Raw genomic sequence first — 23,634 nt, 5'->3', positions numbered from 1 at the left:
GCGCCGGTGGGTGCGCGCCGGTGGGTGCGCGCTCAGCCGCTCCGGTGGCCGGTCAGCAGGCCCAGTCCTTGTCCAGGTCCAGTCCGTCCGCGCGGGGCTGCGTGAACGAGAACCAGTTCCCGGAGTCGTCGCGCAGCAGCGCCTCCGTGCCGTACGGGCGCTCCTGCGGCTCTTGCAGGAACTCCACGCCGCGGTCCTTGAGCTTCTTGTAGTCGCCGTGGATGTCGTCGGTGGTCAGCACACCGGCGCCGAGCACCCCCTTGGCCACGAGCTTCTTCACCATCTCGGCGGACTCGGGGTCCATCGCCGGCGACTGGGGCACCATCAGCGTCAGTTCGACGTCGGGCTGCGCGGGAGAGCCGACGGTGAGCCAGCGCATGCCGCCCTCGCCCATCGTCAGGTCCGTACGGACCTCCAGGCCGAGCTTCTCGGTGTAGAACTCCTTCGCCCGGTCCTGGTCGAGTACCCAGACGGTCGCGATCCTGAGTCCCTTGATCATGACGTGCTCCTGCTGTTCGCGGTGATCGGCTCCTGCTCAGTCACCGTAAGCAGTGGGGTCCTCGCCACGCTTCTCCGGAATTGCGCTGTCCGCCCGGTCCGCTCCGGTGCCGGTTCCGAACCCGCCCGCCCAGAGCATGGCGTAGCACCCGGGTATGAGGGCGGCCCCGCTTCCCACGTGCCGGGCGCGGTACTCGCTGGGGGTCAGCCCGGTCCGCGCCTTGAACCGGGTGGAGAAGGTGCCCAGGCTGCTGAAGCCGACCAGATGGCAGATCTCGGTCACCGAGACGCCTGCGGTGCGCAGCAGGTCCTGCGCCCGCTCGATCCGCCGGTGGGTCAGGTACTGCCCGGGTGTCTCGCCGTAGACGTCCTTGAAGGCGCGCAGGAAGTGGAACCGCGAGTACCCGGCGTGTGCCGCGACCGCGCTCAGGTCGAGGCCGGGGTCGGCCCAGCCCCGGTCCATGGCGTCCTTGGCCAGGCGCATACGGCGCACTTTGTCCATGGGGCCGATGGTGGCACGGGGCACTGACAGTGCCCGGGTACGGCGAAGGCCCCCGGGGCGGACACGCGCCGGGGGCCTTCGGTCAGTGGTGCGGTGGGTCAGACCGCTTCTACGACCGGGAGCGGGGCGGCGTCGGCGCCGTCCGCCTCGGGCTTCTGGGGGCCGCCGCGCAGCGGGACCTCCTTGACGAACAGGGACGCGATCAGGACCACGACCGCGACCACCGCACCGAGCAGGAAGGCGGAGTGGATACCGGCGGAGACCGCGTGCTTGTACGCGTCCTGCACGATCTCCGGCAGCAGACGCAGGTGCGCCGCGTCCAGCTGCGGGGACTTCTCGGTGATCTTCCGGGCCATCGCGCCGCCGCGCTCGGCCATGGTCTCGTTCACCCGGTTGTTGAACAGCGCGCCCATGATCGCCACGCCGAACGAGGAACCGAGGGTACGGAACAGGGTGGCGGAGGACGAGGCGACGCCCATGTCCTTCATCTCCACGCTGTTCTGCGCGACCAGCATGGTGATCTGCATCAGGCAGCCCATGCCAGCGCCGACCACGGCCATGTAGATGCCGGAGGTCACCCGGGTCGTGTCGACGCCCATGGTCGACATCAGATAGAGGCCGACGATCATCAGCACGCCGCCCACGATCGGGAACGCCTTGTAGCGGCCGCTGTTGGTGGTGACCCGGCCCGCGACCATGGAGGTCACGAGCATCGCGCCCAGCATCGGCAGGAGCAGCAGACCGGAGTTGGTCGCGGACGCGCCCTGCACGGACTGCTGGTACAGCGGCAGGAAGAGCGTGGCGCCGAACATCACGAAACCGGTGATGAAGCCGATCACGGCCATCAGCGTGAAGTTGCGGCTCCTGAAGATGTGCAGCGGCAGCACCGGCTCGGCGGCCCTGGTCTGCCAGAACACGAACCCGACCAGCGAGGCCACGCCGAGCGCGATCAGCTCCATGATGCGCGCGGAGGTCCACGCGTACTGCGTGCCGCCCCAGGTGGTGACGAGCACGATGGAGGTGATGCCGACGGTCAGCAGCACGACGCCGAGGTAGTCGATGCCGGCCTTGGCCCGCTTCTTCGGCAGGTGCAGCACGGCGGTGACCAGCGCGAGCGCGACGGCGCCGAGCGGCAGGTTGATGTAGAAGGTCCAGCGCCATCCCCAGTTGTCGGTGATGGTGCCGCCGACCAGCGGGCCGCCGATCATGGCGAGCGCCATGACACCGGCCATCATGCCCTGGTACTTGCCGCGCTCACGCGGCGGAATCAGGTCGCCGATGATCGCCATGACGCCGACCATGAGGCCACCGGCGCCGAGACCCTGGATGGCACGGAATCCGATGAGCTGGCCCATGTCCTGGGCCATGCCGCTCAGCGCCGAACCGATCAGGAAGATCACGATCGAGGTGAGGAAGGCGCCCTTGCGCCCGAACATGTCGCCGACCTTGCCCCAGACGGGGGTGGAGGCCGCGGTCGCGAGCGTGTAGCCGGTGACCACCCAGGACAGGTGCTCCAGGCCGCCGAGGTCGCCGACGATGGTCGGCATCGCGGTGCCCACGATCATGTTGTCCAGCATCGCGAGCATCATCGCGATCATGAGCGCCATCAGAACGACGCGTACGCTCTTCGGCTGCTTCTCGGGTTCCGCGGGTTTCCCCTGGTCCGCGGGGACCGTCTGTGTGTCCGCCATCTCTCCCACTCCCTTGCGACAGGTACTTACTTGCCGCCCGGCTAGTTCACTACACTGAAAGGTAGCCAGTTTACTAGCCGGGCGTCAAGTAAGTTTCCCGGAAGCGCGAGGAGTACGAGGATGGGTGGCACGATGGACGGCACCAAGCAGCAGCGCCGCGGCAACACCCGCCAGCGCATCCAGGACGTGGCGCTCGAGCTCTTCGCGGAGCAGGGCTACGAGAAGACGTCTCTGCGCGAGATCGCGGAGCGCCTCGACGTGACCAAGGCGGCCCTGTACTACCACTTCAAGACCAAGGAAGAGATCATCGTCAGCCTCTTCCGGGATCTGACGCAGCCGATCGAGGACCTGATCGAGTGGGGACAGGGGCAGCCGCACACCCTGGAGACCAAGCAGGAGATCGTCCGGCGCTACAGCGCGGCGCTGGCCGGAGCGGAGCCGCTCTTCCGGTTCATGCAGGAGAACCAGGCGACGGTACGGGAGCTGCGCATCGGCGAGACCTTCAAGGACCGGATGCGCGGCCTCAGGGACATCATCATCGACCCCGAGGCCCAGCTCACCGACCAGGTCCGCTGCATCAGCGCACTGTTCACGCTGCACGCGGGGATGTTCGTGATGCAGGACCTGGAGGGCGACACCGAGAAGAAGCGCCAGGCCGTTCTCGAGGTCGCCATCGACATGGTGACGCAGGCGCACGAGAGCACCCGCGACGGGAAGTGAAACCGGCGCCCTGATGTCAGGGCGCCGTCACCGGCACGTCCCGGTCCGGGACGCGGGTGGTGGCTCAGACGTGGACGCCGTGAGCGCGCAGGAAGACGACCGGGTTGACGGCGGAGCCGTAGTTCGGCGTCGTGCGGATCTCGAAGTGCAGGTGCGGGCCGGTGGAGTTGCCGGTGCTGCCCGAGAGGGCTATGTGCTGACCGGTCTTGACGACCTGGCCGACGCGCACGTCGACGCGGGACAGGTGGGCGTACTGCGAGTACAGGCCGTTGCCGTGCTTGATGACGATGGCGTTGCCGTAGGCGGGGCCGTCACCGGCGCCGTTCGGGCCGGCCTTGACGACGGTGCCGCCGTGCGCCGCGAGGACGTTGGTGCCGGTGGGCACCGCGAAGTCCTGACCGCTGTGCTTGTGGGCCCAGTGGCTGCCGGCCTGGGCGAACCCGGCCGAGAGCTTGTAGTGCTGCACCGGGTCGACCCAGGAGGTCGCGGGGGCGGTCGCGGCGCTCGCGACCCCGCCACCCAGCACGGCCGCGGCGCCGACCCCGGCGGCCATGACGGCCACACGGTTGCGGAGGGACGTACGGGCGGAACGAGACGTGGAACGCGTGAACATCTATACCTCGTGAACTCGGGGGACAGAGAGCCACCCGGCACACGGATGTTTCACCGTTTCGCCGGGCGGGACCTCACATTGGTAACCCGGCATTCCATTCGCACTCAAACCCCCCTCACTACGGCGGGGCATAGTAGAACCAGCCAAAACACCCAACTCTTGACAGAACACCCACCCCGGACACCGGCCACGCCTACATCGCGGTATCACCCAGAGTTCCGGGACGAATGTCCTATTTTGACGGGATTAACTTTCCCACTATCCGGTGTAGTAACGGACATTTCGCCTGTGCGGCATGTCACCGGCGGGGCTATTCGAAGACCCCGTAAATGTGACCCGCACCTCTGGCCACCTACCCCCCGGTAACCCTACGGTTCCCCTCGCGCCACCCACTTCGCAGAGCATGTCCCTGACACTTCCAGTCTCCGGGACCCGCCCTGCCCTGCCCCGTACGGACGCGAGAGGAAACCCCCCACCGATGACCAGCCGCCCCTTAGCCCGCCGGACCGCCACCGCCGCCGTCTGCCTGGCCGCGCTCACCGCCCTGGCCGCCCCCGCCCAGGCTGCCGAGGCCGCCCCCGCGGGCGCGCCCACGGCCGCCGCCGCTGCCGTCGACTACGCCACCTGGCAGCGCGACTGCGCGACCGTCATGGACCAGGCGCTGCCCTACGTCCAGGGCCGCGTCGCCACCGCCGCGCCCGGCGAACGGCAGGCGATCGTCTTCGACATCGACAACACCACCCTGGAGACCGACTTCGGCTTCAGCTACCCGCAGCCCGCCAACAGGCCCGTCCTGAACGTCGCCCGCTACGCCCAGGAGCACGACGTCGCCCTCTTCTTCGTCACCGCCCGCCCGGGTCTGCTCTACCTGCCCACCCAGTACAACCTCGAACACGACGGCTACGACGTGACCGGCCTGCGCGTACGCGGCCTCACCGACCTCTTCAAGGACGTCGCCACCTACAAGACCGCCCAGCGCGCCGACATCGAGTCCGACGGCTACACGATCATCGCCAACATCGGCAACAGCGCCTCCGACCTCACGGGCGGCCACGCCGAGAAGACCTTCAAGCTGCCGGACTACGACGGGCAGCTGTCGTAGGACCGCTCGGGGGCCGGGCACGGCCCCGCGCACGCGAAAGGGCCGGTGCTCGGAAGCACCGGCCCTTTCGGGGTTGCTCAGACGATTCCCCGGAGGGTCACGCGTCCTTGCTCAGGTTCGGGCCCGCGCCGCCCGCCGCCTGCTCGATCGGCGGGGCGTCCGGGAGGGCCGACTTCTCCTCGCCGCGGAAGGTGAAGGTCTGGTTGTCGCCCTCGCCCTCCGTGTCCACGACCACGATGTGGCCGGGGCGCAGCTCGCCGAAGAGGATCTTCTCCGAGAGGGTGTCCTCGACCTCGCGCTGGATCGTGCGACGCAGCGGACGCGCGCCCAGCACCGGGTCGTAGCCCTTCTTGGAGAGCAGCTCCTTGGCGGACTGGGAGAGCTCGATGCCCATGTCCCGGTCCTTCAGGCGCTCGTCGACCTTGCCGATCATCAGGTCGACGATCCGGAGGATGTCGGCCTGGGTCAGCTGCGGGAAGACGACCACGTCGTCGACGCGGTTGAGGAACTCGGGGCGGAAGTGCTGCTTGAGCTCGTCCGAGACCTTGTTCTTCATGCGCTCGTAGTTGGTCTTCGAGTCGCCCGAGGCCGCGAAGCCCAGGTTGAAGCCCTTGGAGATGTCCCGCGTGCCGAGGTTGGTCGTCATGATGATGACCGTGTTCTTGAAGTCCACGACCCGGCCCTGGGAGTCGGTCAGGCGACCGTCCTCCAGGATCTGCAGCAGCGAGTTGAAGATGTCCGGGTGGGCCTTCTCGACCTCGTCGAAGAGGACCACGGAGAACGGCTTGCGGCGCACCTTCTCGGTGAGCTGGCCGCCCTCCTCGTAGCCCACGTAGCCGGGGGGCGAACCGAAGAGCCGCGAGACCGTGTGCTTCTCGCTGAACTCCGACATGTCGAGGGAGATCAGCGCGTCCTCGTCACCGAAGAGGAACTCGGCGAGCGCCTTGGACAGCTCGGTCTTACCGACACCGGACGGGCCGGCGAAGATGAACGAGCCACCGGGACGCTTGGGGTCCTTCAGGCCGGCACGCGTACGGCGGATCGCCTTGGACAGCGCCTTGACGGCGTCGACCTGGCCGATGACCCGCTTGTGGAGCTCGTCCTCCATGCGGAGCAGGCGGCTGGACTCCTCCTCGGTCAGCTTGAAGACCGGGATGCCGGTGGCGGTCGCGAGGACCTCGGCGATCAGCTCGCCGTCGACCTCGGCGACGACGTCCATGTCGCCGGCCTTCCACTCCTTCTCGCGCTTGGCCTTGGCGGCCAGGAGCTGCTTCTCCTTGTCGCGCAGGGAGGCGGCCTTCTCGAAGTCCTGCGAGTCGATCGCGGACTCCTTGTCCCGGCGGACACCGGCGATCTTCTCGTCGAACTCGCGGAGGTCCGGCGGCGCGGTCATCCGGCGGATGCGCATCCGGGAACCGGCCTCGTCGATCAGGTCGATCGCCTTGTCCGGCAGGAAGCGGTCCGAGATGTACCGGTCGGCCAGGGTGGCGGCCTGGACCAGCGCCTCGTCGGTGATCGAGACGCGGTGGTGCGCCTCGTACCGGTCGCGCAGGCCCTTGAGGATCTCGATCGTGTGCGGCAGCGACGGCTCCGCGACCTGGATGGGCTGGAAGCGGCGCTCGAGGGCCGCGTCCTTCTCCAGGTGCTTGCGGTACTCGTCCAGCGTGGTCGCACCGATGGTCTGGAGCTCACCGCGGGCCAGCATCGGCTTGAGGATGGAGGCGGCGTCGATCGCGCCCTCGGCGGCGCCCGCACCGACCAGCGTGTGCAGCTCGTCGATGAACAGGATGATGTCGCCGCGGGTGCGGATCTCCTTGAGCACCTTCTTCAGGCGCTCCTCGAAGTCACCGCGGTAGCGGGAGCCGGCGACCAGGGCACCGAGGTCCAGGGTGTAGAGGTGCTTGTCCTTGAGGGTCTCGGGCACCTCGCCCTTGACGATGGCCTGGGCGAGGCCCTCGACGACGGCGGTCTTACCGACGCCGGGCTCACCGATCAGCACCGGGTTGTTCTTGGTGCGGCGGGACAGCACCTGCATGACCCGCTCGATCTCCTTCTCGCGCCCGATGACGGGGTCGAGCTTGGTCTCACGAGCGGCCTGGGTGAGGTTCCGGCCGAACTGGTCCAGGACCAGGGAGGTCGAGGGCGTGCCCTCGGCGGGGCCGCCGGCGGTGGCCGCCTCCTTGCCGCCCTGGTAACCGGAGAGCAGCTGGATGACCTGCTGCCGCACCCGGTTGAGGTCTGCGCCCAGCTTGACCAGGACCTGGGCGGCGACGCCCTCGCCCTCGCGGATCAGGCCGAGCAGGATGTGCTCCGTGCCGATGTAGTTGTGGCCCAGCTGAAGGGCCTCGCGGAGCGACAGCTCCAGGACCTTCTTGGCACGGGGGGTGAAGGGGATGTGCCCGGACGGGGCCTGCTGGCCCTGACCGATGATCTCCTCCACCTGCTGACGGACCGCCTCAAGCGAAATGCCGAGGCTCTCCAGGGCCTTAGCGGCGACACCTTCACCCTCGTGGATGAGACCCAGGAGGATGTGCTCGGTGCCGATGTAGTTGTGGTTGAGCATCCGGGCTTCTTCCTGAGCCAGGACGACAACCCGCCGCGCGCGGTCGGTGAACCTCTCGAACATCGTTAATCGCTCCTCAGAGCGGTCAGGCAGTGGGGGGAACTTCCCCTCCCTGTCCTTCCGCAGCTTAGTCCCGCAAGCGGGGACCGCTCATTCCAACTGCCGACACCGTCGATGGCCTCCTGACCCCTGACGCCGACATCTGCTCCAACCCGATGGTGCGAGACGATGTTCCCGCAGGCCAGGCAGTTACCCCAGTCGCCAGTACGCCGTTGGCGAACGTGAGACGCCCCGTTCTGCGTGTCGCCCCCTCCCACTAGGCATGTCTTACCCGCGGGGACCGACAGTCCATGCCGAGCGCGCCCCATCCCTCCGCTATGGGCGAACAACCTCGCACCCCCTCGCGCCCCCGCGCACTCCCCTTCCGCACGCGCTGCGGGATCACCCGACTGCCCAGCGTAACCACGGGGCGCCGGGAAGGGTTGCTCCGGACATGTCCTCGGTGCTCCCGGCGTCCGCGATTCCCGGCTCCCGGCGTCCGTCCTCCGGTCCCGGTCCGTCCACCGGTCCGTCCGCAGGCGCGGCACGGCGGTGGTACGAGGAGGTGCTGGGCTGGCCGACGGCCACCGGTACGCCGTTGCAGCTGGTGACGGGGGTGCGGTTCGACGCGCTGGACGTGCCGGCCGAGGCGGGCGCGGCGGCGCTGCGGCATCTGGGGCCGGACTCACCGGTGGCCCTCCACGGCGACCGGATGCTGTTCCTGGTGGCCGCGGGCGCGGCGGAGGAGCTGCCGGGGCTGCTGGAGTGGCTGGAGTGGGGGCCGCTGCCGCCGGATGTGCGGGCGCTGGGCGCGGGCGGCCTCATGGCGGCACCGGAGCCGCCCGGACGTGCCCGCGAGGGGGCGCGACAGCGGCCCGACACGGTGCGGGGGACCGCCGTATGGCTGCGGCCCCCCGGACCGGACGGCCGGGTCGAGACCGCGCTGCCGGCGCTGCCGGCCGTGGGGGGCGCCGGAGGTGCCCCCGATCTCGTACGGCTCGTGGGCACGGTCGCGGCGGAGTGCCACCGCGTCCGGCTGTGGCGCGCGGGCGCCGGTTCGGACGGCCGCGCGCGGGCCCGGCCGTCGGGCCCCTGGAGGGCGGATCAGCCGTTGGCCTTCTCGTAGGCCTCGCGGATGGCGGCGGGGACGCGGCCCCGGTCGTTCACGTCGTAGCCGTTCTCCTTGGCCCAGGCGCGGATCGCCGCGGTGTCCTGGTTGCCACCGGAAGAGGCGCGGGACTTTCCGCGGCCGGCGGAGGAACGGCCACCGGTACGACGGCCACCCTGGACATACGGACCGAGAAGGTCGCGCAGCTTGTCCGCATTGGAGGTCGTCAGATCGATCTCGTAAGTCTTGCCGTCCAGCGCGAACGTCACCGTCTCGTCCGCCTCGCCGCCGTCGAGGTCGTCGACAAGAAGGACCTGAACCTTCTGTGCCACGGGATTTCCTTTCATCGATAACGTGAGTGCGGGGAGGTGTGCGGCGCCGCCGTTTTGCCACCCCTGTTATATGCAGTGCTGCAGTACGCCGGAAAGCAAACCGCTTTTGCCGGAAAAACACAAACCCTCGGGGAGAGGGGTACGGAGGCGACCCCGTCCGGAAACGTGCGCGTTTCGGACATAGGGAACCGGGGCAATGGCGATCACAGATGCAGAAGCATCCGGCTGTTGCCCAAGGTGTTCGGTTTCACTCGTTCGAGACCGAGGAACTCGGCGACGCCCTCGTCATAGGAGCGCATCAGCTCCGCGTACACATCGGTGTCGACGGGAGTCTCGCCGATCTCGGTGAAGCCGTGCTTGGTGAAGAAGTCGACTTCGAAGGTCAGACAGAAAACGCGGCGAACACCGAGCCAACGGGCGGTCTGAAGCAACTTCTCCAGCACGAGGTGGCCCACGCCCGAGCCCTTCAGGCCGGGCTGGACGGCGAGAGTGCGGACTTCCGCGAGGTCTTCCCACATGACGTGCAGGGCACCGCAGCCGACGACCTCGGCGTTGTCGTCGCGTTCCGCGACCCAGAACTCCTGGATGTCCTCGTAAAGCGTGACCGTGGCTTTGTCGAGCAGGATGCGCTCGTGCGTGTAGAGGTCGAGGAGTCGGCGTACGGCGGGAACATCGCTGGTCCGGGCGCGGCGGACGGTGACGGCTTTCCCGGGACCGGTGGCTTTCCCTGGGACTTCGGGGCGCTCTGCTGACATGAGCGGACGCTATCGCCCGCCGGTGTCCTCCGCCGAACCGGGGTTCTCCTCTCGGGGAGCTTCCCTGGGTTCCCGTGTTTCCGGTCCCTGGACGATACGGATGGCGTCACTGAGTGCCTGGCGTTGTTCCTCGCTCATCATGCCGAAGAAGGCGACGAGAGCGGCGGCGGGGTTGTCACTCTGGGACCAGGCGTCGTTCATGAGCGCGGCGGCGTAGGCGGGTCGGGTGGAGACGGCCTCGTATCGATAGGCGCGGCCTTCCGCCTCGCGGCGTACCCAGCCCTTCTGATGGAGATTGTCCAAAACGGTCATGACCGTGGTGTACGCGATGGAGCGTTCCCTCTGGAGGTCTTCCAGGACTTCTCGAACGGTCACCGGGCGGTTCCACTTCCACACCCGCGTCATGACTGCGTCTTCGAGTTCTCCCAATGGGCGAGGCACGTTCAGAACAATAGTGGGAGATCCCGTCAATGGCGTGCGGGACGTGCACTCAGGTACGAAACGGGATCAAAAGGGGCGGGAATGCCTGCGGCGCGGTGGCCCTGCGGGGCCTGGGCGGGGGTGTGCGGCGCGGTGGGTCATGCGGGCGCGACCGGGGTTTCTTCGCGTGAGGTGGCCGCGTCTGCGGCGGGGCTCGGCCGCTTCCCGGCGGCGCGTGGTGCCTGCGGCGCGGGGAGGGGGCGTGTGCGGGGCGGCTCAGGCGTCCGTGGTGGGCCGGCGAGCGTCCTCCGCGCGAGTCCCCGCGACGGCCTCAGGCGTGCAGCGCGGCGGCTCAGGCGGGCGCGGCTGGTGCTCTCCGCGTGGGGCGGCGGCGCGCTGTGCCTGCGGGGCTGCGCGGCTCAGATGTCCGTGGCAGCCCTGCGGGGTTCTCCGCGTGAGGCGGTGCCGCGTCTGCGGCGGGGCTCGCCTGCTTTCCGGCGGCGCGTAGTGCCTGCGGCTCAGGCGTCCGTGGTGGCCTGGCGGGCGCTCTCCGCGCGGGCCAGCGCCGCGTCCACGGCGGCGTCTTCCTTGCTCTTGGCGGCGCCGCCCTGGGTCTTCACGATCACCCGGACCACACCGATGAACAACGCGGCCATGACGACCGGGGGAACGAGCGCGGAGACGTAATCCATGCGACCAGAGTAGCCAGCGGGGGCGGGGCGCAGGGGGCGGGGTGCCCCGGAGTGGGGTGCGTTTCCGTCGCCGCCGCGCTGCGGCCGCCGGGGGCCCCAGGCCGCCCTGCTGCGACCCTCGGGCGTGTCCGGCGGCCCATACGGGGACGGGGCGTTACGGGAGGGGGCTGCTCGTCGTCGTCCCGGTGTGGTGCTCGAGGGGTCTGCCGGTGCCGGTACGGGGCGAGGCGCCCGGGGACCGCGTCCCGAGTCGCCAGTCCCGCTGTGGCCCTCGGGAATGGCCCGACGGCGCGTACGAGGCAGGGCCGAGACCGTGGGGCCCCTCCGAACCGTGCCGTCCCGCTGCGGCCCCCGACGGATACCCCAGCGGCCCGTACGGGGCCGGGGTGTCACGGTGCGGGCCTGGTCGTTGGCTGTACCGCTGTGGCCCCCGAGGAATGTCCTCGGGGGCCACAGCGGGTGGGGGCGGGAGCGGTTGGCTGAGGGGTCAGCCTGCCGCGAGGTGCTCGGACGCCGGGTCCGGGGGTGTCGCGGGCTTGCGGGGCGGGAAGACCTCGCCGGGTGTCGGAACCGGGCGCTTCGGCTGCTCGGGTTCCGTTGCCGGTCGCTCGGGCGTGGGCGCCCCCGGCTTCCGTCCCGGCTTGGCCGGATCGGCCGCACCGCCGGGCAGGGCCAGGAGGTGGGTCCGGGAGGCGGGCAGCTGGATCACGCCGGGCACGAGCGCCGTGACCGGAAGCTCCGAGGCCAGGATGGCGGCGGCCGGAACACCGGGAACCGGGGCGGCGGGGACCGGGACGGCGGACGCCGGGACCAGGACGGCGGGAACCGCGAAGGTCCGGGCGGCCCGAGAGGCGAGCACGGGGGCCGGGGTGACCGAGCCGGGGACCAGATGGACCGGAGCAGTCGAGGCCGCCGCTTCCGCCCCGGCTGGGGCAACCGGAGCCGGGACCGCAGAAGCCGGAGCAACCGACACCCGGGCCGCGACACCTGGAGCAGCCGTCACCGGGAGCACGGAGGCCCGGGCAGCCGGGGTGGAGGCCGAGGGCAGGGCCTCGCGCGTCAGGACAGCCAGGGCCGTGGCCGTGAGGGCCGGTGCTTCCGACGTCGAGGGCGAGGACGACGGTGCCGTTCTGGGCGCACCCGGGAAGGCCGGGGCGGCCGGGGAAGGACCCGCGGAAGCCGGTGCCGACGGAGTCGGACTCGGAGAAGACGGCGCCATCGACGCCGTACCCGCACAGGCCGGAACCGACGGGGACGGGATCCCGGGAGCCGGTGCCGTCGGAGTCGGGCTCGGAGAAGGTGGTGCCATCGAGGCCGTGCCCGTGGAAGTGGAGGCCGTCGGGGCGGGGACACCGGGGGGCCGTACCGTCGGAGACGGGCGGGTCGGGTGTTGTTCCGGGACTCCTCGGCAGTGGGCCAGGAGGGTGGCGGCCTCGGGGTTGCCGCTGAGGGCCTTCAGGGCGGCCAGGTCGTCGGGGGTGGGGCGGTGGCCGGTGTTCAGGGCTTCCGCGAGGAGGGAGAGGTAGCCGGTCGCCGTGGCCGGGAGGGCCGCTCGGTAGCGGCCGAGGTCGGCCAGCAGGAAGGACCGCAGCCGGGCCGCTTCGGCCAGCGCCTCGTCGAGCGTCTCGGCGAGGCGGAAGCAGTCCTGGACGTCCTCGGCCGAGGCGGGTCCGGGGTGGAGGGCGAGGGCGAGGGCACGGCGGAGCACGCGCAGCTCCTCCGCGCCGAACGCCATGCCGCCGCGAGATCCGTATGGCGTGGGCATGGGGCGACGGTAGCTCTAATCGGACAAAAGTGACGAAAGACAGCGTTGTGTCGACGCGTGTCGTGCCCGGTTTCCTCCGGCCGGCGCCGCATCCGGCGCCGGCCCCCTCACCTGCGCGGGATGTTCCGCTCGTAGACCAGCCGCAGCCCGATCAGCGTCAGCCACGGCTCGTGCTCGTCGATCACCGAGGACTCGCCGAGCACCATGGGCGCGAGCCCGCCCGTGGCGATCACCGTGACGTCGTCCGGATCGTCGGCCAGCTCGCGGGCCATCCGGGTGACGACTCCGTCGACCTGGCCCGCGAAGCCGTAGACGATGCCGGACTGCATGGCCTCCACGGTGCTCTTGCCGATCACGTTGCGCGGCCGGGCCACCTCGATCTTGCGCAGCTGGGCCGCCTTGACGCCCAGTGCCTCCACCGAGATCTCGATGCCGGGCGCGATCACCCCGCCGACGTACTCCCCGCGCGCGGAGACCGCGTCGAAGGTCGTCGCCGTGCCGAAGTCGACGACGATCGCCGGGCCGCCGTACAGCTCGTTCGCGGCGACCGTGTTGATGATCCGGTCGGCGCCGACCTCCTTGGGGTTGTCGAACTGCACCGGGACACCCGTCTTGACGCCGGGCTCGACCAGCACCGAGGGCACGTCGCCGTAGTAGCGCCGGGTGACCTCGCGCAGCTCGTGCAGCACCGACGGGACGGTCGCGCAGATCGCGATGCCGGTGATGCCGTCGCCGAGGCCGCTGCCGAGCAGCGGGTGGCTGCCCATCAGCCCGCGCAGCAGCACCGCCAGTTCGTCGGCCGTGCGGCGCGGGTCGGTGGAGACGCGCCAGTGCTCGACGATGTCCTCGCCGTCGAAGAGGCCGAGGACGGTGTGGGTGTTGCCGACGTCGATCGTGAGCAGCATCCCGTCACTCCGCCGCGCGCAGGTCCAGGCCGATGTCCAGGACCGGCGCGGAGTGGGTGAGGGCGCCGACGGCCAGGAAGTCCACCCCGGTCTCGGCGTACGCGCGCGCGTTCTCCAGCGTGAGCCGCCCCGACGCCTCCAGCTGGGCACGCCCGCCGGTGATCGCGACGGCCTCCTCGCACTCCCCCGGCGTGAAGTTGTCCAGCAGGATCAGGTCGGCGCCCGCGTCCACGGCCTCGCGCAGCTGGTGCAGGGTGTCCACCTCGACCTCGACGGGCAGCTCCGGGAACGCTTCCCGTACGGCCTTGAACGCCTCGGTGACGCCGCCCGCGGCGACCACGTGGTTGTCCTTGACGAGGGCCGCGTCGGACAGCGACATGCGGTGGTTGACGCCGCCGCCGCAGCGGACCGCGTACTTCTCCAGGGAGCGCAGCCCCGGCGTGGTCTTGCGGGTGTCGCGGACCCGGGTGCGGCTGCCCTCCAGCAGGTCGGCCCACGCGCGCGTGGCGGTGGCGATGCCGGAGAGGCGGCCGAGGATGTTCAGGGCGCTGCGCTCGGCGGTGAGCAGGTCGCGGGTGCGGGCGGTGACGGTGAGCAGCTTCTGCCCGGCCTCGACCAGGTCGCCGTCCTCGACGTGCCGCTCGACCTCGAACTCGTCCTCGCAGACCACGGAGAGCACGGCCTCGGCGACCCGCAGGCCCGCCACGACGCCCGTCTCGCGCGCGGTGAAGTCACCGGTGGCGCGCGCGTCCTCGGGGATGGTCGCGACGGTGGTCACGTCGACACCGCCCGCCAGGTCCTCCTGGACCGCGACGTTGGCGATGTCCTCGACCTCGACCGGGTCGAGCCCGGCCGCGGCCAGCAGTTCGGCGAGCGCGGGGTCGAGCCCGCACTCCAGGTACTCCTCGTCCTCCTCGCCGCCGGCGCCGCAGGCGCAGCCGTCACCGCAGCCGCCGGTGGGGGCGAGGGGAAGGTCTTCGGTGCTCATGTGCGTCACTGCTCCTGGGGACGGGTACGGGTGGGACAGGTCTTCGCCGGGGCTGCCGGGCCGGGGGCCGGTGTCACCGGGTCGGGGGGAAGTCTGCGGTCTCGGTGAGGCGCTCGGCCAGGGAACGGTCCGGGCGGAGTGTCACGACGATGTGGCGGCGCCAGTTCTCGTCGTCGCGCTCGGGGCGGTCCTCGCGCCAGTGGCAGCCCCGGGTCTCCTCGCGCAGCCGCGCGGCGGCGACCAGGACCCGGGCGATGCCCAGGAGGTTGGTGGCCTCCCAGGTGTCCACGCCGGGCTCGGGGGTCTTGCCGTCGGTCTCCAGCTCGTCGAGCGCCTCGGTGTGCAGCCGCTCCAGGCGCTCGGCGGCGCGCGCGAGGGAGTCCGCCGAGCGCAGCACGCCCGCGCCCTCGGTCATGATCCGCTGGACGGCGTACCGGGCCTCGGGCGCGAGCAGCGGGTGCGCGGGGCGCTCCGCGTACGGCACGGGGGCGGGCACGCGCGCGGCGAGGGTGCCGTCGGCGCGGGCGGCCGCGAGGTCGGCGGCGATGCGCTCGGCGTAGACGAGCCCTTCGAGCAGGGAGTTGGAGGCGAGCCGGTTGGCGCCGTGGACGCCGGTGCAGGCGGCCTCGCCGCACGCGTACAGGCCCGGCACGGTCGTACGGCCCCGGTCGTCAGTGCGCACGCCACCGGAGGCGTAGTGGGCGGCCGGGGCGACCGGGATGGGCTCGGTGACCGGGTCGATGCCGTGGGCGCGGCAGGCGGCCAGGATGGTCGGGAAGCGCCGCTCCCACATCTCGGCGCCGAAGTGCCGGCCGTCGAGGTACATGTGCTCGGTGCCCGTCTCCTGCATGCGCCGCGTGATGCCCTTGGCGACGATGTCGCGCGGGGCCAGCTCGGCCAGCTCGTGCTGGCCCACCATGAAGCGCGTGCCGTCGGCGTCGACCAGGTGGGCGCCCTCGCCGCGCACGGCCTCGGAGACCAGCGGCTGCTGGCCCTCGGCGTCGGGGCCGAGGAACAGCACGGTCGGGTGGAACTGCACGAACTCCAGGTCGCTGACCTCGGCGCCCGCGCGCAGCGCCAGCGCGACGCCGTCGCCGGTGGAGACGGCCGGGTTGGTGGTCGCGGAGAACACCTGGCCCATGCCGCCGGTCGCGAGGACCACGGCGGGCGCGTGCACGGCGCCCACGCCGTCGTGCCGGCCCTCGCCCATGACGTGCAGGGTGACACCGGCGGTGCGGCCCTCGGCGTCGGTGAGCAGGTCGAGCACGAGCGCGTTCTCGATGGTGCGCAGGCCGCGCGCGCGGACCGCGTCGACCAGCGCGCGGGAGATCTCCGCGCCGGTGGCATCACCGCCCGCGTGCGCGATACGGCGGCGGTGGTGGCCGCCCTCGCGGGTGAGCTGGATGGTGCCCGCGTCGTCGGTGTCGAACCGGGCGCCGGTCGAGATCAGCCGCCGTACGGCGCCGGGGCCCTCGGTGACCAGGAGGCGTACGGCCTCCGCGTCGCACAGGCCCGCGCCCGCGACCAGGGTGTCGTCCAGGTGCTGCTGCGGCGTGTCGCCCTCGCCGAGGGCGGCCGCGATGCCGCCCTGGGCCCAGCGGGTCGAGCCGTCGTCGAGGCGGGCCTTGGTGACGACGACCGTCGTCAGTCCGGCCGCCTCGCAGCGCAGGGCGGCGGTCAGCCCGGCCACGCCGGAGCCGACGACCACCACGTCGGCCGGGATGGACCAGCCGGGGGCGGGCGCGTGCAGTCGTATGCCTGTGCTGGTCACGAGGCGGCTCCGGGGGTTCCGAAGGTGAGTGGGATGTTGTCGATCAGCCGGGTCGAGCCGACCCGGGCGGCGACGGCCAGGACGGCCTCGCCGGTGAAGCCATCGCCGATCTCGGTGAAGTCGGCGGGGTCGACCAGGGCGAGGTAGTCCAGGACGAGCGGCGGCTCGAAGTGGACACCCTCGTCCAGGATCTGGCGGGCGGCCGCGCGGACGGCGGCCGGGCCGCCGGGTACGGCGGTGGCGACCGCGTGCGCGTCGGCCGCGGCGCGCGACTCGCCTATGGCGCTGAGCGCCTCGGCGCGCGCGTGCGTGGACGGCACCTCGCGGGCGCGGGCGCGCAGCGCCTCCTGGGCGGCGTGCCGGTCGCGGCCCGCGAACAGCGCGCGGGAGAGCGTGAGGGCGGTGTCGCGCTCCTCGGGCGAGAGGTAGCGGTTGCGGCTGGAGAGGGCGAGGCCGTCCTCCTCGCGCACGGTCGGCACGCCGACGATCTCCACGCCGAAGTTGAGGTCGCGCACCATGCGCCGGATGAGGGCGAGCTGCTGGGCGTCCTTCTGGCCGTAGAGGGCCACGTCGGGCCGGGTGAGGTGGAGCAGCTTGGCGACGACGGTGAGCATGCCGTCGAAGTGGCCGGGGCGGGTGGCGCCCTCGAGGCGCTCGCCCATGGGGCCCGCCGTGACGCGGACCTGGGGGTCGCCGCCCGGGTAGACCTCGTCCGCCGAGGGCGCGAACACGGCGTCGGCGCCCGCGCGTCCGGCGAGCGCGAGGTCGGCCTCCAGGGTGCGCGGGTAGCGGTCCAGGTCCTCGTTCGCGCCGAACTGGAGCGGGTTGACGAAGACCGTGACGACGACCTCGCCCTCGGGCCCGGCGATCGCGCGTGCGGCGCGGATCAGCGTGGCGTGGCCCTCGTGCAGGGCACCCATGGTCATCACGACGGCACGGCGGCCGCGCCGCACGCGCGCGTGCAGTTCGTCGGCGGTGCTGAGCAGGGTGGTGGTCATCGGGCGTTCCCCTCGGGGCCGTTCGTTCCGTTCGTGCCGCCGGGGCCGCCGGGGCCGTCGGCGGCGGGGGCGAGCGCCCCCAGCAGGTCCTCGGCCAGCTCGGCCTTGAGCAGGCCGGAGGCGAGGGCGCGGTCGGCGGTGGCGCGGGCCATCGCGAGGTAGCCCTCGACCGTGTCCGGCGCGTGCTTCTTCAGCTGGTCGAGGTGCGCGGTGACCGTACCGGCGTCGCCGCGCGCGACCGGGCCCGTCAGGGCCGCGTCCCCGGAGCGCAGGGCGTTGTCCAGGGCGGCGCCGAGCAGCGGGCCCAGCATCCGGTCGGGGGCGTCGACACCGGCCGTGCGCAGCAGCTCCATGGACTGCGCGACCAGGGTGATCAGGTGGTTCGCGCCGAGGGCGAGGGCCGCGTGGTAGAGCGGGCGGTTCTCCTCGGCGATCCACTCGGGCTCGCCGCCCATCTCGATGACCAGGGCCTGCGCGGCCAGCCGCAGTTCCTCGGGCGCGGTGACGCCGAAGGAGCATCCGGCCAGGCGCTGCACGTCCACGGGGGTGCCGGTGAAGGTCATCGCCGGGTGCAGCGCGAGCGGCAGCGCGCCCGCGCGCAGGGCGGGCTCCAGCACGGCGACGCCGTACCGCCCCGAGGTGTGCACCAGGAGCTGGCCCGGGCGTACGGCGCCGGTCTCGGCGAGGCCCGTGACCAGGCCGGGCAGGGCGTCGTCGGGGACGGTCAGCAGCACCAGGTCGGCGCGCCGGAGGACCTCGGCGGGCGGCACCAGCGGCACGCCCGGGAGCATCGACTCGGCGCGCCTGCGGGAGGCGTCGGAGACCCCCGAGACGGCGACCGGGGTGTGCCCGGCGAGCTGGAGGGACGCGGCCAGCGCGGGGCCCACGCGTCCGGCGCCGACGACGCCCACGGTGAGCCGCGCCGGGCGGTCCTTGATGTCTGGCTGGTGGACTGTACTCACGCGACCGTGGCCTTCCCGTTCCAGTCCGCTCTGGGTACCGGACGATTTCTCGTCATGTTAACGCTATCCGCGCGGCGAGCCCCGGTTGTCCACAGGCTGTGGGCGACGGAGGCCGGGAAACTCCGGTGCCCGCGGGTGGGGGCGCGGGGCATCATCGCCCGTATGACGGATACGGCGGGGCAGGGCGGGAACGGGCTTCGGGACGAGGGCCACGAGCAGGGCGGGGAGCAGGGCGAGGAGCGGCACGGGGGCGGCGCTCGCGACAACGCGGCGGTCCCGCTGCGGGAGCGGCGCGCGGCGGCGCAGCGGGGGGCGCGGCGGGTGCTCTCGCGCGCGGGCTGGCGGGGCACGCTCCGCGAGCGCCTGGCGCACCTCCAGGAGGCGGCGCCCGGGGTGTACGACCTGGACGAGCCCGCGGACGTGTACGGCGACCGGGTCGTGGCCGCCCTGGAGAAGCGGGTCGCCGCGCTGCTCGGCACCGAGGCCGCCGCGTTCTTCCCGACCGGCACCATGGCTCAGCAGGTGGCCCTGCGCTGCTGGGCGGCCCGTACCGGCAACCCCGTCGTCGCCCTGCACGCCCTCGGCCACCCCGAGCGGCACGAACGCGATGCCCTGAGCCAGGTCGCGGGGCTGCGGCCGGTGGTCCTGACGACCGAGCACCGGCCGCCCACGGCCGCGGAGGTGGCGGAGTTCCCCGAGTCCTTCGGCACGCTCATGCTCGAACTCCCCCTGCGGGACGCCGGGTTCCTCCTGCCGACCTGGGAGGAGCTGACGGAGACCGTCGAGGCGGCGCGCGAACGGGACGCGGTGGTGCACTTCGACGGCGCGCGCCTGTGGGAGTCCACCGTCCGTCTCGGGCGCCCGCTGGAGGAGATCGCGGGCCTGGCCGACAGCGTCTACGTGTCGTTCTACAAGTCCCTCGGCGGCTTCGGCGGCGCCGCGCTCGCCGGTCCCACGAGCCTGATCGAGGAGGCCCGCACCTGGCGGCACCGCTACGGCGGCACCGTCTTCCAGCAGTTCCCGACCGCCCTGTCCGCCCTCGTCGGCCTGGAGCGACAACTCCCCCGCCTGCCCGAATACGTCCGGCACGCGCGCGTGGTCGCCACCGCCCTGCGCGAGGGCTTCGCCTCGGCCGGGCTCCCCTGGGCCCGCGTCCACCCCGAGGAACCGCACACCCACGAGTTCCAGGTCTGGCTCCCGTACGACCCCGACACGGCCGCGGAGGCGGCGGTGCGCCAGGCCGAGGAGACGGGGACGATGCTCTTCGCCAACGGCTGGGACGCGGCGGGTCCGGGCCTCGCCGTCACCGAGGTGACGGTGGCGGAGGCGGGCCTCGACTGGACCCCGGAGGACGTGAAGCGGGCGGTGGTGGAGTTCGCGGAGCGGGTACGCGCGCCGAAGGGGTGAGCAGGGCCCCGACGGGGGGGCTCCGGAATTCGGCGTGCCGCCGAGACTACGGCGCGCGCGGGGCGGAACGGGAGCACGTCCCCGGAGACAACCTGTGCGCCCCGCTGCCGCGCCGCTCGGCACTGGTCCACGCGGAGGCGGCCCGGGCGGCCGGGGCCGCCGCGTGCCACGCGCCCGCGCGGAGGGCTTCCTCGGCGAGCCCGGAGACGTAGTCGTGGACCGGCGTGCCACGCGGCCGCGCGGAGGGCTTGCTGCGGCCGGACCCGGCGCCCCCTCCACCGCCCGGGGAAACTCACGGTGTCCGAGACCGATGCCCCCACCACCCCGTCGGCACCGCGCGCCACCACCCTCTGACCGGGCGCCCCGCCAATACCGCGCGGAAGCGGCGGCGGTCGCGGGCGCCGCGCAGGAGAGCCAGGTATCCGCTGCCGGGAGCAGGCGGTTCGGGGGCGGCGTGGGAGCGCGCGCGGTAGGTGTCGAACAGGTGCTGTTGAGTGAGGTTCATGGACTCCGCCTATCGGGACGTGGACCGGCCCCACGCTGCTCCCCCGCCCACGTCCTGTCCCGTCGATTGACGGCTCGTGTCAATCGGCCGCCGAACCGCCGGAGGCACAGGGCACGATGGGCGCCATGAGCGTGACGATCGACATCGACGGGCTGCCCGCGGAGCGGATCACCGCCGTGCCCTCGCCGCTGGCGGAGCTGGGGATGGCGCTGCACGCCCTCAGCGAGACCGGCCACCATCCCCAGCTGCACGGCTGGGCGACCGGGGTGAACGGACGCCTTGAGGCGTGTCTCGCGGACCGGCTGTGCGAGGCGGAGTTCCTGTGGCGGACGACGATCTCCGACATCTTCCTGCCGTCGGCGGGCATCCCCGGCCGCCGTACGATCCCCGGCGCCACGCTCCAGGACGAGCTGGAGCTGCTGGACAAGCTGACGGACGACCAGTTCGTCACGGCGGCGATGGAGTTCAGCTGCCAGCCCTTCCGGGACACCCGGCCCGATCCGAGCCCGCTCACCGATCCGGGGGCCCGCTGCCGCGCCCTGGAGCTGGCGGCGGCGCGCGGGGCGCGCCAGGAGCGGTTCACGCGGCGGCTCCTGGACGACCCGCCCGCCGTACGCGCCTGGTTCCGCAGGCTGGTGCTCGACTGCGAGGAGGCGTTCTTCGCGGACCTCTGGGCGCGCACCCAGACCCAGCTGGCGGCGGACGCCCGGCACCGCACCGAACTGCTGCGGCACAAGGGCGCCGCCGAGGCCCTCTCCTCGCTGTCCAACGCGATCACGGTCGACGAGGAGGCGCGCACCGTCACGGTCGACAAGCTCCTGGTGGGCCGTACCGCCACCGGTGACGGCGGCCTGGTCCTGGTCCCGACCGGCATCGGCTGGCCGCACGTCCTGGTCCTGCACCGGTACGGCTGGCAGCCCGTGATCATCTACCCGGCCCAGGCGTCCCGCCCGCAGGCCCCCACCGTCGAACAGCTCACCCGCCGTCTGGAGGCCCTCGCCCACCCGACCCGGCTGCGGCTGTGCCGCCATCTCGCGCGCGGCCCGCACAGCACCGGCGAACTGGCCGACGCGCACGGCATGTCCGCGCCGGAGATCTCCCGCCACCTGGCCGTGCTGAAGAAGGCCGAGCTGATCACCAGCTGCCGGCGCGGCCGGTACGTACGGCACCAGCTGGATCTGTCGGCGGTGGCGCGGCTCGGCAGCGACTTCCTGGAGGGCGTTCTGCGCTGAAACGGTCCTTCAAAGCGCGCTCCCCCGACGCGCCCCGCCTCAGCCGTTCCCGTCTCGGCCGTTCCCCTCTCGGCCGTTCCTCCCTCAGCCGTTCCCGCCCGCCCGCACCAGCCCCGTCTCGTACGCCAGCACGACCACCTGCACCCGGTCCCGCAGCCCGAGCTTGGTCAGGATGCGGCCCACATGGGTCTTCACGGTCGCCTCGGACAGGACCAGACGCGCGGCGATCTCGCCGTTCGACAGCCCCTGCGCGACCAGGATCATGACCTCGCGCTCACGCTCGGTCAGCCGGGACAGCTCCGCGTGCGGCGGCTGCGGTCCGGCGGCGGGCAGCATCGGAGCGAAGCGGTCGAGCAGCCGGCGGGTGGTCGAGGGGGCCACCACCGCGTCGCCGCTGTGCACCGCGCGGATCGCGCTCAGCAGCTCGGCCGGAGGCACGTCCTTGAGCATGAAGCCGGAGGCGCCCGCCTTGAGCCCGGAGAAGGCGTACTCGTCCAGGTCGAAGGTGGTCAGGATGAGCACCTTCGGCGGGTCGGGCTCCAGACAGATCCGCCGGGTGGTCTCCACGCCGTCCAGCTTGGGCATCCGCACGTCCATGAGGACCACGTCGACCTCGGTGGCGCGCAGCACCTGGAGCGCCTCCACGCCGTCGCCCGCCTCCGCGACGACCTCCATGTCCGGCTGGGCGGCGAGCACCATCCGGAACCCGGTGCGCAGCAGCACCTGGTCGTCGACGAGCATCACGCGGATCGTCATGGGTCCTCTTCCGGTATCGGGTGGGAGCGGGGGTGAACAGGGGGCGTACGACGGGGTCAGTGCGCCGGTTTGAGCGGCAGCAGGGCACTGATGCGGAAGCCGCCGCCCGGCCGGGGCCCGGCGTCCAGGGTGCCGCCGACCATGCCGATCCGCTCGCGCATGCCGATGAGCCCGTGTCCCTGGCCGTCGGCGCCGCCCTCCTCGTACAGCTCGTGCGGGGCTCCCTTGCCGTCGTCCTCGACCAGCAGGCCCAGCCCGTCGTCGAAGTAGACGAGACGCACGCTGGCGCCCGCCTCGGGGCCGCCGTGCTTGCGCGTGTTGGTCAGCGCCTCCTGCACGATGCGGTACGCGGTCAGCTCGACCCCGCTGGGCAGCGGGCGCGGGGTGCCCTCGATCCTGAAGTCCACCGGGAGGCCCGCGCTGCGGCACTGCTCGACCAGGTCGTCGATCTGGCCGACGTCGGGCTGGGGGACGTACTCCCCGCTCTCCTGGTGCTCCCCGGTGCGCAGCACGCCCAGCAGGCGGCGCATCTCGGCGAGGGCCTGGCGGCCGGTGGAGGAGATCGTCTCCAGGGCCTTCTTGGCCTGGTCGGGGGCGGCGTCGAGGACGTAGGCGGCGCCGTCGGCCTGGACCACCATGACGGACACGTTGTGCGCGACCACGTCGTGCAGCTCGCGCGCGATCCGGGCGCGCTCGGCGGCCACCGCGACCTTGGACTGCGCCTCGCGCTCCTTCTCCAGGCGCGCCGCGCGCTCCTCCAGCTGGGCGAAGTAGGCGCGCCGGGTGCGCATGGAGTCGCCCAGCACCCAGGCGAGCGCGAACGGCACGGTCTGGAACACGGCGAGCGCGACCTGCCCGAGCCCGCTGGTGTGCTCGTTCGGCCAGCGCACCTGCGCCAGCGAGGCCGCGACCAGGCTGCCGGCGAGCGCGAGCCGGGAGGCCCAGCGCGCGCCGGTCGCGGCGACCGTGTAGGTGATGACCAGCATGGCGAAGTCGGCGGCGACCGGCTGGACGTCCAGGATCAGCTGGACCACTCCGGTGGCGAGCACCACGAGCAGCATCATCTCGGGCAGGCGCCGGCGCAGGGCCAGGACCGCGCACAGGACCACGGAGACGGCCCAGGCCGCGGCGTACGAGCCGTGGTGGCCCGGGGTGCCGTCCATGTTCACGACGCTCACGCCGGAGACCCCGAGCAGGACGACGGCCCAGAAGCAGTCGACCCACGTCGGGTGGCGACGGAGGAAGTCATAGAGGCGCTGCACGTAACCCAGAGTAGGTAGCGCGGGCGTGACCGGGGTCAGCCGGAGGGG

21 protein-coding genes and 2 pseudogenes are annotated in these 23,634 nt (G+C 72.1%); 5 read left to right on the top strand and 18 right to left on the bottom strand.

Annotated elements, in window-relative coordinates; translation table 11 throughout:
- Positions 1-52 precede the first annotated feature (52 nt).
- The 3 genes from AB0E91_RS12005 to AB0E91_RS11995 form a co-directional block, all read right to left on the bottom strand.
- A complete protein-coding gene (locus AB0E91_RS12005) occupies positions 53-499 on the bottom strand; it encodes a VOC family protein (RefSeq protein ID WP_361778963.1) in 447 nt (148 codons plus the stop codon).
- 36 nt (positions 500-535) lie between these two features.
- A complete protein-coding gene (locus AB0E91_RS12000; RefSeq protein WP_361778960.1) occupies positions 536-1,000 on the bottom strand; it encodes a helix-turn-helix transcriptional regulator in 465 nt (154 codons plus the stop codon).
- 98 nt (positions 1,001-1,098) lie between these two features.
- Positions 1,099-2,691: an MDR family MFS transporter gene (locus tag AB0E91_RS11995; protein WP_361778957.1), complete on the bottom strand. Its 1,593-nt coding sequence runs from the start codon at positions 2,689-2,691 to the stop codon at positions 1,099-1,101.
- A 120-nt stretch (positions 2,692-2,811) separates the two neighbouring features.
- Between AB0E91_RS11995 and AB0E91_RS11990 the strand changes: the two genes are divergently transcribed.
- Positions 2,812-3,411 carry a TetR/AcrR family transcriptional regulator gene (locus tag AB0E91_RS11990; protein WP_361778954.1) on the top strand — a complete coding sequence of 200 codons (600 nt, stop codon included), beginning with the start codon at positions 2,812-2,814 and terminating at the stop codon, positions 3,409-3,411.
- Between the two features lie 64 nt (positions 3,412-3,475).
- Here the strand turns inward: AB0E91_RS11990 and AB0E91_RS11985 are convergent, their stop codons facing one another.
- Complete coding sequence (locus tag AB0E91_RS11985; RefSeq protein WP_361778951.1) at positions 3,476-4,024, bottom strand: M23 family metallopeptidase; 549 nt, start codon at positions 4,022-4,024, stop codon at positions 3,476-3,478.
- Between the two features lie 478 nt (positions 4,025-4,502).
- Between AB0E91_RS11985 and AB0E91_RS11980 the strand changes: the two genes are divergently transcribed.
- Complete coding sequence (locus AB0E91_RS11980) at positions 4,503-5,126, top strand: HAD family acid phosphatase (RefSeq protein WP_361778948.1); 624 nt, start codon at positions 4,503-4,505, stop codon at positions 5,124-5,126.
- A gap of 97 nt (positions 5,127-5,223) precedes the next feature.
- Here AB0E91_RS11980 and AB0E91_RS11975 read toward each other — a convergent pair whose 3' ends face one another.
- Positions 5,224-7,752: an ATP-dependent Clp protease ATP-binding subunit gene (locus tag AB0E91_RS11975; protein ID WP_161183613.1), complete on the bottom strand. Its 2,529-nt coding sequence runs from the start codon at positions 7,750-7,752 to the stop codon at positions 5,224-5,226.
- Positions 7,753-8,182: 430 nt separating this feature from the next.
- Between AB0E91_RS11975 and AB0E91_RS11970 the strand changes: the two genes are divergently transcribed.
- Complete coding sequence (locus tag AB0E91_RS11970) at positions 8,183-8,854, top strand: SCO3374 family protein (protein WP_361778945.1); 672 nt, start codon at positions 8,183-8,185, stop codon at positions 8,852-8,854.
- On the opposite strand, the gene AB0E91_RS11965 is transcribed toward AB0E91_RS11970, so the two are convergent.
- From AB0E91_RS11965 to AB0E91_RS11915, 11 genes and pseudogenes are all read right to left on the bottom strand, one after another.
- Entirely contained in the window at positions 8,833-9,168 is a 336-nt protein-coding gene (locus AB0E91_RS11965; protein ID WP_361778942.1) for an Lsr2 family protein, read from the bottom strand. The two genes, AB0E91_RS11970 and AB0E91_RS11965, sit on opposite strands and share 22 nt — an antisense overlap.
- Positions 9,169-9,371: 203 nt before the next feature.
- On the bottom strand, positions 9,372-9,923 hold the full coding sequence (locus tag AB0E91_RS11960) for an amino-acid N-acetyltransferase (protein ID WP_161180731.1): 552 nt from the start codon (positions 9,921-9,923) through the stop codon (positions 9,372-9,374).
- 9 nt (positions 9,924-9,932) lie between these two features.
- On the bottom strand, positions 9,933-10,364 hold the full coding sequence (locus tag AB0E91_RS11955; RefSeq protein ID WP_361778937.1) for a BlaI/MecI/CopY family transcriptional regulator: 432 nt from the start codon (positions 10,362-10,364) through the stop codon (positions 9,933-9,935).
- A 497-nt stretch (positions 10,365-10,861) separates the two neighbouring features.
- Positions 10,862-11,035: a hypothetical protein gene (locus tag AB0E91_RS11950; RefSeq protein ID WP_202486157.1), complete on the bottom strand. Its 174-nt coding sequence runs from the start codon at positions 11,033-11,035 to the stop codon at positions 10,862-10,864.
- Between the two features lie 487 nt (positions 11,036-11,522).
- Positions 11,523-11,732: pseudogene (locus AB0E91_RS11945) on the bottom strand (hypothetical protein); the annotation flags it as partial.
- Positions 11,733-12,425: 693 nt separating this feature from the next.
- A pseudogene (locus AB0E91_RS11940) lies at positions 12,426-12,770 on the bottom strand (hypothetical protein); the annotation flags it as partial.
- Between the two features lie 137 nt (positions 12,771-12,907).
- Positions 12,908-13,705, bottom strand: a complete 798-nt coding sequence (locus AB0E91_RS11935; protein ID WP_018548013.1) for a type III pantothenate kinase — start codon at positions 13,703-13,705, stop codon at positions 12,908-12,910.
- Positions 13,706-13,709: 4 nt separating this feature from the next.
- Positions 13,710-14,693: a carboxylating nicotinate-nucleotide diphosphorylase gene (gene nadC / locus AB0E91_RS11930; protein ID WP_361778933.1), complete on the bottom strand. Its 984-nt coding sequence runs from the start codon at positions 14,691-14,693 to the stop codon at positions 13,710-13,712.
- 73 nt (positions 14,694-14,766) lie between these two features.
- The gene (locus AB0E91_RS11925) at positions 14,767-16,464 is read right to left on the bottom strand and encodes an L-aspartate oxidase (RefSeq protein ID WP_361778930.1); all 1,698 of its coding nucleotides are present in this window, start codon (positions 16,462-16,464) and stop codon (positions 14,767-14,769) included.
- Positions 16,461-17,462 carry a pantoate--beta-alanine ligase gene (panC, locus tag AB0E91_RS11920; RefSeq protein ID WP_361778927.1) on the bottom strand — a complete coding sequence of 334 codons (1,002 nt, stop codon included), beginning with the start codon at positions 17,460-17,462 and terminating at the stop codon, positions 16,461-16,463. Before panC ends, AB0E91_RS11925 begins: the two co-directional genes overlap by 4 nt.
- Positions 17,459-18,424: a DUF2520 domain-containing protein gene (locus AB0E91_RS11915; protein WP_361778924.1), complete on the bottom strand. Its 966-nt coding sequence runs from the start codon at positions 18,422-18,424 to the stop codon at positions 17,459-17,461. Before AB0E91_RS11915 ends, panC begins: the two co-directional genes overlap by 4 nt.
- Positions 18,425-18,586: 162 nt before the next feature.
- Between AB0E91_RS11915 and AB0E91_RS11910 the strand changes: the two genes are divergently transcribed.
- The gene (locus AB0E91_RS11910) at positions 18,587-19,831 is read left to right on the top strand and encodes a beta-eliminating lyase-related protein (RefSeq protein WP_361778921.1); all 1,245 of its coding nucleotides are present in this window, start codon (positions 18,587-18,589) and stop codon (positions 19,829-19,831) included.
- A 630-nt stretch (positions 19,832-20,461) separates the two neighbouring features.
- Positions 20,462-21,568, top strand: a complete 1,107-nt coding sequence (locus tag AB0E91_RS11905; RefSeq protein WP_361778918.1) for a DUF5937 family protein — start codon at positions 20,462-20,464, stop codon at positions 21,566-21,568.
- An 84-nt stretch (positions 21,569-21,652) separates the two neighbouring features.
- Here AB0E91_RS11905 and AB0E91_RS11900 read toward each other — a convergent pair whose 3' ends face one another.
- Entirely contained in the window at positions 21,653-22,324 is a 672-nt protein-coding gene (locus tag AB0E91_RS11900) for a response regulator transcription factor (protein WP_361778915.1), read from the bottom strand.
- A gap of 56 nt (positions 22,325-22,380) precedes the next feature.
- Positions 22,381-23,586, bottom strand: coding sequence for a sensor histidine kinase (locus AB0E91_RS11895; RefSeq protein ID WP_361778912.1), 1,206 nt, complete (start codon positions 23,584-23,586; stop codon positions 22,381-22,383).
- Positions 23,587-23,634: the final 48 nt, after the last annotated feature.

The organism is Streptomyces sp. NPDC026659 (genome assembly GCF_040638245.1).
In the GTDB taxonomy this organism is placed as follows: domain Bacteria; phylum Actinomycetota; class Actinomycetes; order Streptomycetales; family Streptomycetaceae; genus Streptomyces.
Note: the sequence above shows the minus strand (reverse complement) of the source record. Positions and strands in the feature narration are given on the sequence as shown.